Here is a 14456-nt window from a genome sequence, read left to right as displayed (position 1 = left end):
CATCCGCGCAGGTCGCGGGCCTGCCGTGGTCCAACTGCTAAGATTCTCTTCAGTATGCGACGAGCGAAAGGATGATTCAGATAACCAGGGAGCCTCTTGCCTTCCAGTGGACCGGGAACCGGAGCCCGGCCGATACTACATCCGTGCAAGAGTTCATGTTATGACATCGGATCTCTAGTTACGATTGATCTGTCCGTCCATTACATGGTGCGGGTGAGCAGCGCCTGCGCACAGCTATTCAGCTGAGGGCGCGGGCGTCACCAGGGGCAGCATGGGGCGGGTAGCAGTGTTGACGGGGCAGACCTCCGCTCCGGTGAACAACGGGTATCGGAACGGGTAATTCACCCCAGGCGTCCGCACCGACCGCTATGACCATGGTCACCCGAAGGCGGGCGACACAAGTGGTGAGAGGTGAGCAAGAAGATGGTATTGCCATGGTTACAATCAGGCCCCGGCGCCGACCACGGTCCGCGGGGCGAGTCGTTCGAGGTCGCGGTGATCGGGGCGGGCGTGGCCGGACTGATCGCGGCCACGATCCTCAAGAGGGCCGGCATCGACACCGTCGTCCTTGAACGGAGGACCCAGGAGGAAATCCATAGCCTTGTGCGGGCCGGCGCTTACGGCCCAGGCCAAGTGGCCATTCTTGAACGCCACGGCCTCGCCGACAAGATGCGTTCGGCCGGCAAGGTGGCGGGCATGTGTGAGTTCCGCCACCGCAGGCAACGTTTTGTTGTCGACTGCGAGGCGCTGACCGGCCACGGGCTCACTATCTATCCCCAGCATCTGCTGGTAGGCGATCTGCTCGCCGCCTATCTAGATACCGGCGGCGCGATCGAGTTCGCGGTGTCGGACGTGCGGATCGAGGATCTCAACAGCGACCGGCCGGCGGTGCGTTTCGTGGCGGCCGACTCCACGGAACGCCGACTGCGCTGCCATTACATTGCCGGCTGCGACGGCCACCAGGGAGTCAGCCGTGGTTTCATCCCGCCCGGCGCGATCCGGTCTATCGAACGGACGGGCGGACGGTGGGCGTGGATAGCGGCTCTTGTGGGAGCCGGCCCTTCTGTTCGCCGCACCGTCTATTCTGTCAGCACCGCCGGCTTCGCCGGCCAGATGCTACGCGACGAGAAGATGACCCGTTATTACCTGCAGGTGGAATCGAATACCAATCCAGAGCACTGGCCGGAAGACCGGATCTGGACGGAACTGCATACCCGACTCGCCGTTGACGAGGATTGGACGCTCATCGAGGGAGCCTTGCTAGAGCCCGTAGCCGTGGTATCCATGGACACGGTGTTCTACGATCCGATCAAATTTGGCCGCCTGTTGTTGGCCGGGGACGCGGCCAGGCGGATACCGCCGACCGCGGCCAAGGGCGCAAGCCTGGCCATCGCCGACGCCGAGGACCTCGCTCACGCGGTAACAAGATCACTAAGGTATGGCGACGACGCACCGCTGGCAGCCTATTCCGATACCTGCTTACGGCGCTCCTGGATAGCGCAGGATGCGTCCACGCGGCTGTCGGAGCTCATCCATGTCGAGCTCGACAATCGATTTTCCCGCGAGCTACAAGATGCCCGGCTCGACCGGCTGCGGACATCGCCGGTGTGCGCAGCGGAATTCGCCGACCTCTATCTTTCACCTCGCTAACCTCGAAAATTCACGTCGCGATCGTTAACGGTTCGAATCTTGCAGCTGGGCACTGTTGATGTTTGTTCTGGGCTTCGGGCACGAAGGCGGCCCGGGTGTCGCCCTGGTCGGCGCCGACTCCACGGGCCGGACAGGTCCCGCTCGTATCGTCGGGTCGGCGGGGCGAATATCAGGTGGGTGCGGGCAACGCGAGGACCCGCGTGAAAGCAGCGCGCAGCGCATCCACCACGGCCAGTTCTCCGGTAGTCGCAGCCGGTGTTTACGCTGGCCGCGGATAATCCGCCCGGCCGTGTGCAAGAGCCGTTAGCGAACCGTTTTCGGCTCGGTTTTCGCCAGCTCGCCGCCCAGAGCGAGTAACGCCAACCAGGCCAGCAGGTCACAGGCGAGCGCGACCGCGACCGCGACACACCAGGCAGAATTCATCGCGAACGACTTCGAGGGCATCCGCCGCAATCCGGTGGCCTTCCCGCAACGGATCCTCGACTCAAGGAGCAAGCCGCACTGCACGCATAAATTTCTCGGGAGCGGAGGGAATGAACGCTCCCACGATCATGGTCGACGCTCTGTTGGCGCTGGTAGCGGCCGTCCAGCGGCTGCGGAACCCGCAGATCGACGAAGAAAGCAACGAAGGAGAGGGAGGGTGGTTTCAACCGGTCAGGGCACCACCCGGGCGTCCGCATCATGCCAGAACCCCGTAGGTCCCAGCACGATGCGGGGTGCTGCGCTGACCGCTGGAGACCGCCCTTCGAAGGTTCTCCTCGCCGTCGCACCCCTCGTCCGACCTGCGCGGACGAGGAGCAACTGTGCTCCAACAGGAGGACCACCCCAAGCCCGACACGCACCCCGTCCCCCCCGGGGAATTACGTGATCGTCCACACACAGCGACGGGTCCGCCGACGGGCAGGAGCTCACGGGCGACGTCAAGTAGCGCACGTCGCTAAGAGCGCCCGGTACTCGGCGATGGTCGACGCCTCGATCTTCAGTATCCCACCCCCCTTTCGGTGACAGAAACCGTCTGAACGGTACCTACGGTTCGACTGCCAGGACGTCCGGAAGATCGGCGAAGCGTGCCTTGGCGTCGCGGCTGACGATGGTTCGACCGGTCTCGGCCGCGTGAGCCGCGATGATCAGATCGTGGGCGCCGCGAGGCCGTCCGATCTGCCGCGCGGCCGCGATGAGGCGAGCATGGTGAACAGCCGTCCTCTCGGTGTAGTCCAGCACGTCCAGCACGGACATCATGGCGGACAGTGATCTTGCGCGGTCCGCGGCTCTGGCGGCGGTGTCGGCCAGCTCGATCCCGACGCGGTACTCGGCGACCGACACGGCCGCAATCGCAAGCTCGTCCTCGTCCAGGCTGGCCCGGTCGATGGCTCCCCGTTCGTAGGCGATCAGGATGTTGGTGTCGAGTATCAGGCGGCGGCCCACGGATCATCCTCGTTCGCCGTCACATGGCCGAGCGCCTCGGCGACGTTCTTCTCGAAGGCGTCATCCGGCGGCGTCGTTCCGGCGAGCGCGGCCCGAAGATCGGCGCCAGTCCGTCGACGTGCCGGCCCGATCTCCGCGATCGGATGACTGCCTCGCGTAATGGTTACGGTTTCGCCGGCCTCGATGGCGTCAAGCAGGTCCGAGAACCTCCGAGATGCCTCGGTCGCCGTCATGGTTCGCATGCCGTCATGGTATCTGATTATCAGATTCGAGACTGCCGTAGCCTGGCTGCTCGACGTGGCGGCCACCGCGACGGTGTTCGTCCGGTACGTCGACAGGACCGCGTTCGCAGCGAGCGACCTGATCCAAGCGCCGCGCATTTCGATGTCCGCCTCGGCCTCGGATTCGGGTACCGGCGAGACCGGAGGGCGCCGTCGCTCCAGCGACTGCAGCCGGGTCTGCATCTCCGCTTGGAGCGGTCCCGGTTCCGTGGACAGCGGGATTGAGGGTGGCCTCAACCGGTCAGTGCACCACCCATGTGTCACCTTGGCCGCTTGATTCCGCCCACTATCGCTCAGCGGTGGTACACGTCCCGACGGTGATCGATATCGACGACGGTCACGACCATGGCCTTGTCATCGATGCGGTAGATGATCCGGTAGGTTCCGCGCCGGGCACTGAACCGGTCATCGAGCGGCGGCATCAGCCGCTTGCCGACCCGATACGGGCCATCGAGAAGTGGGCCGGTGATGAACTCGTAGGCGGCCGTGGCGACCGGTTCCGGCAGGGTCTCGCCGAGCGCGCGGCGGACCGTCGGCGTGGCCCTCAGGGTGTAGGGCCCAGCCGATCCGGTCATGCGGCGCCGCGTCGGCGCCGCATCGTCTCGGCCAGTGCGTCCGCGGTCACCTCTTCGCCGCGTGCGAGCTCCGCGTCGGACTGCGCGAGCCGGCGCATCGTGGCCGGGTCGCTGAGGATCGCGAGCGTCTCCTCAAGCTGCTTCAGGTCCTCGACGGCCACGAGCACGGCCGACGGGTGGCCGTGGACAGTGACGGTCACCCGCTCGTGATGGTCATGTACACGGCCGACGAGTTCGGACAGGTGCGACTTCACCTCACCCAACGGCAACGTCGTCATGACTAGAAGTATGACCAAACCTGTAGGCGATGTCGACGGCGGGCCGGACTTTCGACGGTCGAGCCCACGAGAGCGTCCCGAGGGGTGAGGCCGCAGATCCCGGTCAACGCGCGACCTGGCTCGGGGCTGATGATCGGAAACCACGAGGGATACCCACGGATACCACCGGGAAGATCCCGAGCCCCTGCCAGAGCCGTGTCCCGCCGTACCCACACTTGTACCGATCACGCCGTGGAACGGGCCGCAACAGTACCGAACGACCACCTACGCGCGCCGCGTCCACCGAAACGCCCGGCGAACCGATGTCCCGCCAAGAACTGGCCGAACGGATCAACCACTGGATCTACAACCACGACCAGACAATCACCGAGATCGACGGGAACTACCTCGGCAAACTCGAACGCGGCATCATCCGCTGGCCCCAACATCGCTACCGGCAGGCCCTTCGCGCAATCCTGCGCGCCAACACCGACCAAGACCTGGGATTTCACCGCCCGACGCGGCGACACAAAGTGGACAACCGAGAAACCGTCACCCTTCGAGACAGCAACGAGGAAGAAGAGCCAATGCGGCGACGGACCGTCCTCAGACTAGCTGGAGCGGTAATCGGCGGCGGTAAGAACCCACACATACCGACCGTCCATCTCACCGTACCGCTCAGTCCGTCGGACAGCGCTTATCTCGATCAGGGAATCTCGCACAAAGATCTAAGTGGTCGGCGCTGGAAGTCCTTCGGGGGTTGTCGGATGCCAGGTGGATGCGTCGCGAGGCGGAGGAGAGAGCCACCCTGGTGTTGGGTGGCGACCGACGACAACGATGCGAGGTGCGTACCCTGGCCCCGCGACGCCGCCCCCCTATTGCCGGGCGCTCTAAGCCAGGCGGTAGCCCGTGCCAAGCAGGCCTACCGGTCCTGCCGGTACACAGAACTAATCACTGTCCTTCCCAACGTCCTGTTGTCCGTCGACGTGGTGCACAACGCCGGTCATGACACCGAGGCAGCGCTGGAGTCCTTGCTCGCCCAGGCCTACCACGTGGCCGCGTAACTCATGACCACACGCCGAATAGCCACGTTCAGTCCAGTTGATCGAGGTTATATCGAATCGTCTGGCCACTCGGGTGCTCGGAACCGTAGACGGCCTCAGCAATCGCCAACGCCCGCTGGACCAGCGGAAGAGCCTCACCAGCCCGACCCAGGGCCCACAACGCCAACCCCAGGTCGTTCAGGTCAGTGGAGACCTCCGGGTGATCGGGGCCGTAAACAACCTCGACGATCGCCAACGCCCGGTGGAACAGCGTCAGTGCCGCAGCCGGCTGGGCGTGTTCCTGCAGGTAGGTCGCGGTCCGGTCACACAGCCAGGACAGGCCGTCAATCGTGGCATCATCCGCGCCGGTATGCCCCAGCACGGCGATGACATGTGGGAGATAGACCCGCCACACCGGCCAGGCCTCCGGGTTCCGCATGATGTCTTCGGGCAGGATGCCGCGCAGCAGCCGCACCAGAGTCCCGGCCCGCGCCGTGCGCACCGTGGGGCTCATGGCCCGGCGGGTCGCCGCCTGCACCAGCCGGTGCACATCCACCATATCCTGATCACGGCGGGCCAGGCTGTACCCCACCAGCGCGCCGGTCGTCGCCGCCCAGCGCGCCCGGTTACCGGCCGCGTCCTTCAACGGTCCGTCGTCGAACCTGGCCGGCTCCGCGAACAGACCGAGGGGAATCTTCTCCGGGTCGCACAACGCCCACAGCTCCAACAGCTCCACCGCGGCCGGACACTCACCACGCAACCGCTGGAGCGACAACTCCCACAACACCGCGACCGTCATCCCCGGCCGGTCGGTCACCTCCCCCTCATCCAGCATGTCACCGAGCTGACCGGCGAGGAGGTCGGCGTACTCCCCCGGTGGGGTACCGGTCTGATCGAGATATCCCGCGGCCTGCTCCACCGCCAACGGCAGATCCCCCAACAGGGCACAGATCCGATCCGCGACCACCGGATCCATGGCCGGGAACCGGCCAGCCAGCATGGCCATCGCCTCCCCCCGCGGCAGCACCGGCACCGTGACGGTCGTCCCCAGCGCGGTCAAACCCCGCCGCCGGGAAGTCACCAGCAGCCGGCCCGCCCCCGGCGACGGCCGCACACCCTTGATCGCACGGATCGCATCGGGGTCGTCGGCGTTGTCGAACACCAGCAGCGACCGGGGCAGACGTGCCCACGCCGCCACCACCACCGCCGGCTCCGCCTCAGCGGATAACCCCACCACCGGGGCCAACCCAGCCAGAAAGCCGCCGATCAGCTCCGGCTGCTCCGCCGGCACCCAGCCCACCCGGTCAAACAACTGTGCATACCGGTGGATGTACTCCACCACCAGCGCGGTCTTCCCCACCCCACCCATCCCCGCCACCGCGGTCACCGCGACCGACCCCGCCGCCGCCAACCGGGCATGCAGCTGATCGAGCAACGCGTCACGGCCGACGAAATGCGCCAACCGAGCCGGCACACCCCCCATCACGGGGAGATCCGGCGGGAAGACCGGAGCTACTCCCACTCCCACCCCCGCACCAACAGCCGGCCCGACAGCAGGTCGAGCACCCGGAAAAACCGGCTCCGCATCCGGCGGGCCAGGTGGAAAGTGCGCGGCTGCCACGACCCGGTCCCGGGCCGTCTCCTGCTCCACCCCGAACAAGTCCACCGCTGCGATCGGCCCCAACAGCCCCGGAGGGTCGCAGTCCTCCACCCGGAACACCACCAGCTTCCGCCCCCGACCGAGTGGATCATTCCGCCAGGCCGCCTGCCACTCCGCGGACGCGAACCTCGACGCCAGATAGTCCGTGGACAGCACCACGGCCATCCGTGTGGACGAGAGCGCCCGGTGCATCTCATCGACAAAATTCGACCCCGGACCGAAGTCCCACGCCTGGATCACCACCCGGTAACCGGTGGCATTCAACGTCCAGGCAATCCACTCCGCCCAGGCGCTGTCCTTCCCCGTATACGACACGAAGAAATCCGGGCCGGTAACCTCACTGCCCCCCACGGTCACCCACCCAGCATGCCACCATCACCCAACACGGCAGAAACCAGCCGATCAGCCACCATCGGCCGTACCCGCCGCACACGTTCAGCGTGCTGATCCCGACACCGGTCCGGGCATCGAGCGGTGAATCTGACAGCAACCGTCGACAGCAACGCCAGCGAAGCCCGACGGATCTTCATGAACATCACAAAAAGACTTTTCATCCGGCAGGAAGCCGGACACGGAGAGCCGGTCGAAACGGTCGGGGCGGGCGACAAGGAGGGTGGCCCAGCAGTCGACGACCGCGGGCTCGGCTGCGCTTGTCTGGGCCTCGGCGGCGACGGCGCGCACCAGCGGCGCGACCACTGACGGCGCCACGCCCAGCGCCCGCGCGATCCGCTTCGAGCGGCTTAGAGGCTCCGGCAATAGGACTGTCCGGCTCGCGCCGCCCGGTCGGCGCCTCGCATCGTTGTTGTCGGTCGACGCCCAACACAGGGCGCCTCCCTCCGCCGCCTCGCGATCCATCCGCCCGGACGCCGCTCCCTGATCGAACGCCCTATTGCCGGAGCCTCTTAACCTTCGCCGCGCAGCCGCGACACCCGTCCAAGGAAGTCGTCATCGCCCATGACCGCCGATCGTAGCGACGTTCCCGGGCGGCCCCGCCTCGCTGGCGTTATGGGCAGGAGACCAGAGTGACTACGCTGCGGCGCGGTTTGCCTCGTCGGCGAGTGAGACCGCGAGGAGGCGGGTCAGGGCGGGCGTGTCCTGGGTGTCGAGCATGGTGATGTACCCGGGTCGCTGGGTGACCTGGAGTATGGCGGGAAACCCGAACCTGCGGATGGTTTGGTAGGCGATGATCGCGCGGCCGGTGCGGCCGTTGCCGTCGGAGAATGGGTGGATGCGTTCGAAGGCGACGTGTCCGCCGGCTATCGCCTCCAGCAGGGCCTCGTTGTCGAGGTTGGCAGTTTGCCACTCAGCCTGGTCGGCCCACTGGAGCATGAGTTCTGGGACGCGTGCGGGTGGTGCGGGCTGCCAAGAGGCACCGGTGACGATGTTGCTGGAGGTCTTGTACTGGCCGCGGTCGTGGGCCAGGTGGTCCATCAGCGCCGTGTGCAGGTCCCGGACCAGGTCGGTGGTCAGGGGTTCGTCGTCGGCGACAGCCTGCAGGATGCGGGCGAGCGCCTCGTAGTGGTTGGCGACCTCGTACAACTCGCGCACCGGCGTGCCGGCCACGGGCACCCGTTCGTCGACCAGCAGGGTGATTGTGTCGGCCAGGGTGAGGGTGTTGCCCTCAAGCGCCGCGGAGTGGTGCGCCAAGCGCACCAGCACGTCCTCGGCGTAGTCCGGCGATAGGACGCCGGCGCGGGCGACCTCGGCGAGGAACTCCTGTCGGGTCCAGGTCACAGCCGGGTCCGCGCCGCATTGATCAGGGCGATCAGGTCGGGCAGGGGGGTGTCCTCGTACCGGCTCACGGCGCGGGCCTCAAGCACCCCGGCATGGATGGTCACCTCGACCGTATCTCCGGGGCCGACGCCCAGAGCACGCAGTTCGGCTGGGCTGATCGTGATGCCCGCCGAATTCCCGATCGTGACGACTTTCTTTCGCATACGAACAGGGTACGTCGCAGTACGAACCCGCTGTGGTGGCGTCCGCCGCCCGGCGCGTCGACGCCGCCCTGCCGGCGCACGCACGAGCCCAGCGACTGGACGAAGGCGCGCATGGGCGAACGATCTTGCCGCTCTCGGCGGGATCGTCGACCTCCACGGCACCGTCCCCATCGAGGCGGCCAGCTCCTCGGCTACCGGCTCTCTCCGCGCCGGGCTTCCTTGTAGTCCTTGACAAGTTCATCGATCTCGGTCTCGTCGAGCGCCAGCATTTCGTCGAGTCGCGCCGCCGCAGACCTCAGCGCGGCGATCTCAGCCGTGAGGTCGGTCCTTGTCGGGATGAAGAACCCCACCGTCCGGCCATGTCGCGTTACCGCGATCGGGTGGTCGGCGGCGATGTAGTCCGCGAGTCCGGCGCGGAACTCACGGATCCCCACCTTCGTCGTGACCATGCGACCCTCCTTGTGTATCTGCGTGTACACAACAGTACGCCGCCTGCCCGGTCTTCGCCATGTCCACGGATGCCGGTGGCCCGGGCGTAGCCTGGCGTTCTCAACGCTTGAAGATCAACCGGCTGTCGCAGCCGATCGCGCGTTGGCTGCCGCTGCCCCGATGATGCGAGTCAAAGGGCGGCCGGAGATGCCGTGGCAGATCGTGCCGAGCTTGCCACCGACTAGAGGGAAAATGAGGTGACCGATGATCGCGAGGGGTCCACGGCGCTGGTGACCACGCTGGAACGGCCAGGGCCGGGTGGTGACCGCGCTGGGCCAGGGACTGTCGGTGCCGGGACCGCGGCGAGTCCTCACGGCCTGGGCGCGATGGGTTTAGCGGGCAGGCTGATGCCCGCTGTGGGCCGGGGCATGGGCGAGGCTGGGTTCAGGTCCTTGTCAGGCGGCCTTCGGGGTATCGGTGGGTGGGGTCTCGCGTCTGGTGAACGCGACGTCGTAGCCCAGGGCGTCCATCTGGGCGGCCAGCCGTCGGGCGTGGTGAGCGGGGTCGCGGCGGCGGGTGAAGTAGTCGGCTCCACGATCGTGGTAGGGCTCGTCGCGGTCGAGCATGTGGTAGGCGGCAACCAGGATCGAGTGCTCCACCGCGACGCGGGCCTTGGCCGGGCCGCGGCGGGCTTTGATCCGGCCGTACTGCGCGGACAGGTAGGTGTTCTTCGTGCGGGACGCGGCACGGGCCGCTTCGTGGAGGTAGAGCCGTAGCCACTTCGAGCCTTTGCGGGTCTTGCCGCCTGCGGATTTACCGGCGGACTCGTACTGGCCGGGGCAGCGCCCGGCCCAGGACGCGAGCCGTTCGGCCGCGCCGAACACGGTCATATCGACACCGATCTCGGCGATCAGGCATTGCGCGGTGCGCAGGTCAACCCCGGGGATCGTGTCCAGCAGGGCGACCGTGTCCGCGAAAGGGGCGATCACCCGGTCGATCTCCGTGGAGAGACGGCCGATGGCGTCGTCGAGGTAGTCCAGCTTCGCCAGGATCTCTGTCACGATGATCGCGTGGTGGCCGGTGAAAAACGCGGTCAACGCTTCCCGCAACGCCGGGATCTTCTTGCGGAGCTGGCCTTTGGCCAGGTCGGAGAGCACCGTCGGGTCAGTCGTCCCGGACGCGAGCGCGTCGAGCATCGCCCGGCCGGACTTACCCAACAGATCGGACGCCACCGACGACAGCGTGATCCCCGCATCCTGAAGGATCTTGTCGAGGCGTTAGACCTCCCGGACCCGTTCCTCGATCTACGCCTTGCGGTAACGGGTGAGGTTCCGTAACTCCCGGATCGGCTGGGGCGGCACGAACGACGGGCGGACCAGCCCATACTCCACCAATTCCGCGATCCACGCGGCGTCCGCGGCATCCGTCTTGCGCCCCGGCACGTTGTGGAGATGACGGGCGTTGAGCAGCCAGCACTCACCGATCGCGTCTTCAAGAATATAAAACGGTGCCTTCCACAAGACACCTGTCGACTCCATCCCGACCCGGGTCACCCCTAAAGCGGTCAGCCAGTCCCGTAATGCCAGCAGCTCACTCGTCGTCGTCCCGAACGTGTGGAGCTCCACCCGCCGGCCGCCCTCGGCGACCGGGTCGACGATCCGCGCGCAGGCCACGATCTCGTCCTTGTGCACGTCCAGCCCCGCGCACCGTTCCACCTGCTGATCCACCCAAACCTCCTGGCAACACCGACAGATCAGGCGGTCGTCCGGGGGAATCTCATGGTCAAAGAATCTAGAGGTCGCGCTCGAAGCGGCAGTCCCATGTGCCTGAAGATCCCCACGTCACGCTAACGGACGGGCTCACCTTCGGCACCACGTCAGCCCGACGTCGACCGGACGGCCAGCCACGATTTTCCATCGCCCCACGTGGCCGGCCACGCCCGGCCCCCACCGCTAACGACACGCATCATGGGAGAAGCTGATGTCTGAGGCAGGCTCCGAGCACTGCCGTCCCCATACCCCGGGAGGGTAATTCGTGTCTTTATCGTCGTCCGTTGGGCGCTGGTGGCTTGATGTCCCATATGCCGAGAAGGATCTGGCGAAAGCCGCGGGAGCGCGTTGGGACGCGCGAGCGCGACGCTGGTACGCACCTCGGCCGGATATTCCGGAACTAACCCGGTGGGCAGCAAAACCAGACCTTCCGGTCCTGTTACCGGGCGAGGACCGGTCGTTCGGCGACGGCTTGTTCGTCGATCTGGTGCCGTCGTCATGCTGGTTCACCAACGCACGGACGTGTGTGACCGGCGCCGACTGGGAACGGCTGCGGCGGATGGTGCTCTCCCGCGCAGGCCAGAGGTGCGAGGCATGCGGCCGCGGCCCAGACCGGGACACCGGCCGTTGGCTGGAGGTCCACGAACGCTGGGCCTACGACAATCGCGCCTGCGTCCAGCGCCTGCGCCGGCTGGTATGTCTGTGTACCGACTGCCACACCGCGACCCATTTCGGCCTCGCAATGCTGCGCGGCCGGGACAGCGAGGCGCTGGATCACCTATGTCAGGTCACCGGGCTCACCGAGGCGCAGGCGCACGAGCACGTGGATGCCGCCTTCGAACTCTGGACCCAACGGTCCACCACGACCTGGGCTCTTGACCTCAGCATTCTGGCCGCAGCTGGGATCACTGTCGCGCCGCCACCGCCGCCGTCCGAACGGTCCAAGTCCAGGCCCTGAATTGCCACAAGTGATCAACGCGCACCCGCGGAAGCTTCGCCCCGTCTTGTACCGTTTCCGCACGGGTAAGGATCGCGGCACTCCAGGTGATAGCGATGATCTCCTGGTCGGCGGCATACAGCAGGTAGTCGCGCAGGACACGGGAGTAGAGCACGTTCGCGTCGGCGAGAACGATCCGGATCAGGTCGGTCTCGTCGGTGGTGGCGCTCATTCGGTTAGGGCCTGTCTGATGGATATTGGCCGAGGTCGTTCTGCACGGCTGCCAGGTCTGCGAGTGCCTCGCGCCGCCGCGGGCGCTCGGTCTCCAGGAACGCCCGGATCGACGAGACGCGCACGCGGTGGTGCGTGCCGACCTTGCGGTACTCCAGCAGGCCGCGGTCCATGAGCTTGCGGACCTGGGGACGTGACATCCCCAGCAGCACCGCCGCCTCGGTGGGAGCCACCTCGGCGGTGCGGGAGGCCACGACTACCCCCGTCCTCCTCACGGGCCCAGGCCAACAACTCAGCCGCCGGCTGTACCCGCTGACCGGCTCGAACCGGCTTGGTCCGGGCGGGACCAGCAACGCCGGCAGTCGGCCCGACGGTCTCGCGCTTGGCCGCATCCGCCATCACGACGAGCGCCGTGCGGTCCTGCTTGTTGCCGGAGACAAGGCCGGCCAGTGGTCAGCCTGGTACGAAAGAGAGATTCCGCTCGCCGAAGCCCGCTACGCCCTCGACCTCAAGGAACGTGACGCGTGAGCACCGCCCACGGATACGATAGAGACGGCTTCCTCGCCGAGTTCTTCCCCGACGAACACAACCGCCGCGAGGTCGAGGCAGGGGCGGGACGGCTCGTGGCGGAGAACCGCGCACATCGGCTCGCCGAGATGCGTCGACGCTTGGGCCTCAACCGCATGCACGTCCGACAGGAACGTGTCTCCTCGCGTCGCACGGTGGTCAGCGCGCCCACGAACGGCCAGCGTGTCACCATCGTGGGCGTCAGGCCTGCGCCGGAGACCCTCGAGGACGCAGTCTCGTGTCAGTCCTCGCGGGACAAGCGGCGCAAGCGTTCCTCGGAGGCCATCCTGCCCAGTGGAGGTAGAGCCATCAGCGGCACCATCGCCGGTGACAGGCTGCTCGATCTACTCGAGTCCGGCTGGCGGCGAGAGCTCCGGGCCGGTGCCCTCGCCGGACGGCTTGAGGCAGAGCCTGGGCTCGCGCAGGCGGTGGCTACGGCGCTGGGAGCGCAGTCCCGGGTGCTGGGGGCAGGCGGGGTGGCGCGGAGGTGGCCCGCCTGCGTCGTCGTCGGGATCGCCCGCGCCGCGTCCGGGGCCGGCACGACGGCGTTCTGGCCGGCCTGGCACCGGGCCGCGGGGCTGCGGTCGCGTGCGCGGTCCGCCCGTGAGTGGGGTGACGCCTTCCTCGCGGCGCTCGGGGTGCTGGGGCTGCCTGGCGCGCCCACTGCCGAGGTGGCCGTGCTCGCCCACGTGGCCGCACCGGAGGAGCACGCCGGTTCCGCGGGCGGCCTCCCCGACGGGGTGGGCCAGGCGCGCCTTGACCCGTTCGGCGGCGGGGTCCTCCTGACGGACGGCGTCTCGGGACAGGCCCGCGCGGCGCTGCCGGAGGAGATCACCGCCGAGGGCGCCACGTTGCTGGCCTTCGACGAGAACGGGACACTCGTGGACGGGGCACTGCCCGCCGACGCCGTCTGGCTGCTCTGTTCGGCGGGCGCCGAACTGCGCTCCGACGCGCCGGTCCGGATCCTCGTGACAAGCACGCTCCCGCTCGCCTGGCGTGGCTGGCGCCTCATCCAGGTGGACCTGCGGGAGGCTGGTTGGATCGCCCTCGGTACCGATGCCGATGCCGACGCCGATGCGGACGCCGATGCCGATGCCGACGCCAGCCGGCGCCTCGTGCGCGGCCGGACCAGGCCGGTGCTGCGCACGGGTCCGCCGATCCCCGGCGTCACGACCGTCGCCGGCGGGCCTGTCCTCGCCTCGCCCCCCGAGGTCCTGCTCCCGCCCGGTCAGGCCACCTTCCGGGTCGAGGCACGGCGGACGGGCTCCGCGGCCACCCTCGCGAGTGTCACGACGACCGGTGACACGTGGCGACCGGACGTCCTGTGGCGCGGTATGCGGCGGCCGCTGCTCGGCGAGGTCGTGATCTCTGTGGTCCCCGGGCTGCGCCGCACGGTGGTGCTCGCGGAGGGCCTGGGCGTCACCGCATACCCGGCCCCTCGGCTTACCAGCCCTCGGGGGCTTCAGCCCGCGGAGGCGGTGATCTCGGCCCCGCCGGGCATGACGGTCTCCCCGGCCGCGGCCGCCTACCAGGAGGAGACGGTGACGCGGGAGGTCACCTGCGTCGCCGGCGCGGTGGTCCAGCGCCTGGCCGTGACCCCGCCGCACCTGCGGCTGCGGATCGATCCCGAGCCGGGCAGCGGCGCCGAGGCGACCGGGTGGCACCACGCGGGCCCGCTGCGCCTCACCCACGACG

At 67.7% G+C, this 14456-nt stretch carries 19 protein-coding genes and 1 pseudogene; 5 read left to right on the top strand and 15 right to left on the bottom strand.

Going from position 1 to position 14456, the window contains the following annotated elements; genetic code table 11:
• Positions 1-495: 495 nt before the first annotated feature.
• The gene (locus MJ777_RS19120; RefSeq protein ID WP_239377335.1) at positions 496-1650 is read left to right on the top strand and encodes a 4-hydroxybenzoate 3-monooxygenase; all 1155 of its coding nucleotides are present in this window, start codon (positions 496-498) and stop codon (positions 1648-1650) included.
• A 303-nt stretch (positions 1651-1953) separates the two neighbouring features.
• On the opposite strand, the gene MJ777_RS19115 is transcribed toward MJ777_RS19120, so the two are convergent.
• The 6 genes from MJ777_RS19115 to MJ777_RS19090 form a co-directional block, all read right to left on the bottom strand.
• Positions 1954-2094 (bottom strand): hypothetical protein, encoded by a 141-nt coding sequence (locus MJ777_RS19115; protein WP_239312165.1) that lies wholly within the window; start codon positions 2092-2094, stop codon positions 1954-1956.
• A 582-nt stretch (positions 2095-2676) separates the two neighbouring features.
• Complete coding sequence (locus MJ777_RS19110) at positions 2677-3075, bottom strand: type II toxin-antitoxin system VapC family toxin (RefSeq protein ID WP_239377334.1); 399 nt, start codon at positions 3073-3075, stop codon at positions 2677-2679.
• On the bottom strand, positions 3060-3317 hold the full coding sequence (locus tag MJ777_RS23220) for a type II toxin-antitoxin system Phd/YefM family antitoxin (RefSeq protein WP_239395537.1): 258 nt from the start codon (positions 3315-3317) through the stop codon (positions 3060-3062). The genes MJ777_RS19110 and MJ777_RS23220 overlap by 16 nt, the downstream gene beginning before the upstream one ends.
• 332 nt (positions 3318-3649) lie before the next feature.
• On the bottom strand, positions 3650-3931 hold the full coding sequence (locus tag MJ777_RS19100) for a type II toxin-antitoxin system RelE/ParE family toxin (RefSeq protein ID WP_239310320.1): 282 nt from the start codon (positions 3929-3931) through the stop codon (positions 3650-3652).
• Positions 3928-4209: a type II toxin-antitoxin system Phd/YefM family antitoxin gene (locus tag MJ777_RS19095; RefSeq protein ID WP_239310321.1), complete on the bottom strand. Its 282-nt coding sequence runs from the start codon at positions 4207-4209 to the stop codon at positions 3928-3930. The genes MJ777_RS19100 and MJ777_RS19095 overlap by 4 nt, the downstream gene beginning before the upstream one ends.
• 224 nt (positions 4210-4433) lie before the next feature.
• Positions 4434-4700 carry a hypothetical protein gene (locus MJ777_RS19090; RefSeq protein WP_239377332.1) on the bottom strand — a complete coding sequence of 89 codons (267 nt, stop codon included), beginning with the start codon at positions 4698-4700 and terminating at the stop codon, positions 4434-4436.
• Between the two features lie 306 nt (positions 4701-5006).
• Here MJ777_RS19090 and MJ777_RS19085 point away from each other — a divergent pair, with 306 nt between their 5' ends.
• Positions 5007-5252 carry a hypothetical protein gene (locus tag MJ777_RS19085; protein WP_239347487.1) on the top strand — a complete coding sequence of 82 codons (246 nt, stop codon included), beginning with the start codon at positions 5007-5009 and terminating at the stop codon, positions 5250-5252.
• 28 nt (positions 5253-5280) lie between these two features.
• Here the strand turns inward: MJ777_RS19085 and MJ777_RS19080 are convergent, their stop codons facing one another.
• The 7 genes from MJ777_RS19080 to MJ777_RS19050 form a co-directional block, all read right to left on the bottom strand.
• The gene (locus MJ777_RS19080; RefSeq protein ID WP_239377331.1) at positions 5281-7248 is read right to left on the bottom strand and encodes a toll/interleukin-1 receptor domain-containing protein; all 1968 of its coding nucleotides are present in this window, start codon (positions 7246-7248) and stop codon (positions 5281-5283) included.
• 78 nt (positions 7249-7326) lie between these two features.
• Entirely contained in the window at positions 7327-7587 is a 261-nt protein-coding gene (locus tag MJ777_RS19075) for a hypothetical protein (RefSeq protein ID WP_239377330.1), read from the bottom strand.
• 330 nt (positions 7588-7917) lie between these two features.
• Positions 7918-8625 (bottom strand): Fic family protein, encoded by a 708-nt coding sequence (locus tag MJ777_RS19070; protein WP_239310326.1) that lies wholly within the window; start codon positions 8623-8625, stop codon positions 7918-7920.
• The gene (locus MJ777_RS19065) at positions 8622-8828 is read right to left on the bottom strand and encodes a MazF family transcriptional regulator (RefSeq protein WP_239310327.1); all 207 of its coding nucleotides are present in this window, start codon (positions 8826-8828) and stop codon (positions 8622-8624) included. Before MJ777_RS19065 ends, MJ777_RS19070 begins: the two co-directional genes overlap by 4 nt.
• A gap of 191 nt (positions 8829-9019) precedes the next feature.
• Positions 9020-9277, bottom strand: coding sequence for a hypothetical protein (locus tag MJ777_RS19060; protein ID WP_239346994.1), 258 nt, complete (start codon positions 9275-9277; stop codon positions 9020-9022).
• Positions 9278-9712: 435 nt separating this feature from the next.
• On the bottom strand, positions 9713-10489 hold the full coding sequence (locus MJ777_RS19055) for a transposase (RefSeq protein ID WP_239377329.1): 777 nt from the start codon (positions 10487-10489) through the stop codon (positions 9713-9715).
• Positions 10490-10561: 72 nt separating this feature from the next.
• The gene (locus MJ777_RS19050) at positions 10562-10984 is read right to left on the bottom strand and encodes a transposase (protein WP_239377328.1); all 423 of its coding nucleotides are present in this window, start codon (positions 10982-10984) and stop codon (positions 10562-10564) included.
• 307 nt (positions 10985-11291) lie between these two features.
• On the opposite strand from MJ777_RS19050, the gene MJ777_RS19045 reads away from it, so the two are divergent.
• Positions 11292-11984 carry a DUF5710 domain-containing protein gene (locus MJ777_RS19045; protein ID WP_239377327.1) on the top strand — a complete coding sequence of 231 codons (693 nt, stop codon included), beginning with the start codon at positions 11292-11294 and terminating at the stop codon, positions 11982-11984.
• Here the strand turns inward: MJ777_RS19045 and MJ777_RS19040 are convergent.
• A complete protein-coding gene (locus MJ777_RS19040) occupies positions 11932-12195 on the bottom strand; it encodes a hypothetical protein (protein ID WP_239346993.1) in 264 nt (87 codons plus the stop codon). The two genes, MJ777_RS19045 and MJ777_RS19040, sit on opposite strands and share 53 nt — an antisense overlap.
• Before the next feature lie 4 nt (positions 12196-12199).
• Positions 12200-12448 (bottom strand): helix-turn-helix domain-containing protein, encoded by a 249-nt coding sequence (locus tag MJ777_RS19035; RefSeq protein WP_239310330.1) that lies wholly within the window; start codon positions 12446-12448, stop codon positions 12200-12202.
• On the opposite strand from MJ777_RS19035, the gene MJ777_RS19030 reads away from it, so the two are divergent.
• Together MJ777_RS19030 and MJ777_RS19025 are read left to right on the top strand one after the other, a co-directional pair.
• Positions 12435-12722, top strand: a complete 288-nt coding sequence (locus MJ777_RS19030) for a hypothetical protein (protein WP_239310331.1) — start codon at positions 12435-12437, stop codon at positions 12720-12722. The genes MJ777_RS19035 and MJ777_RS19030 overlap by 14 nt on opposite strands.
• Positions 12719-14456: pseudogene (locus tag MJ777_RS19025) on the top strand (hypothetical protein); the annotation flags it as partial. The gene MJ777_RS19030 and the pseudogene MJ777_RS19025, both read left to right, overlap by 4 nt.

This window comes from Protofrankia sp. Cj5 (genome assembly GCF_917627405.1).
Classification (GTDB): Bacteria; Actinomycetota; Actinomycetes; order Frankiales; family Frankiaceae; genus Protofrankia.
This window is presented reverse-complemented; position numbering and strand designations above follow the sequence as displayed.

Excerpts from the sequence above, each read along its gene's own strand:
- MJ777_RS19115 (WP_239312165.1), bottom strand. The coding sequence starts at position 2,094 with ATGCCCTCGAAGTCGTTCGCGATGAATTCTGCCTGGTGTGTCGCGGTC.
- MJ777_RS23220 (WP_239395537.1), bottom strand. The coding sequence starts at position 3,317 with ATGCGAACCATGACGGCGACCGAGGCATCTCGGAGGTTCTCGGACCTG.
- MJ777_RS19100 (WP_239310320.1), bottom strand. The coding sequence starts at position 3,931 with ATGACCGGATCGGCTGGGCCCTACACCCTGAGGGCCACGCCGACGGTC.
- MJ777_RS19095 (WP_239310321.1), bottom strand. The coding sequence starts at position 4,209 with ATGACGACGTTGCCGTTGGGTGAGGTGAAGTCGCACCTGTCCGAACTC.
- MJ777_RS19065 (WP_239310327.1), bottom strand. The coding sequence starts at position 8,828 with ATGCGAAAGAAAGTCGTCACGATCGGGAATTCGGCGGGCATCACGATC.
- MJ777_RS19060 (WP_239346994.1), bottom strand. The coding sequence starts at position 9,277 with ATGGTCACGACGAAGGTGGGGATCCGTGAGTTCCGCGCCGGACTCGCG.
- MJ777_RS19040 (WP_239346993.1), bottom strand. The coding sequence starts at position 12,195 with ATGAGCGCCACCACCGACGAGACCGACCTGATCCGGATCGTTCTCGCC.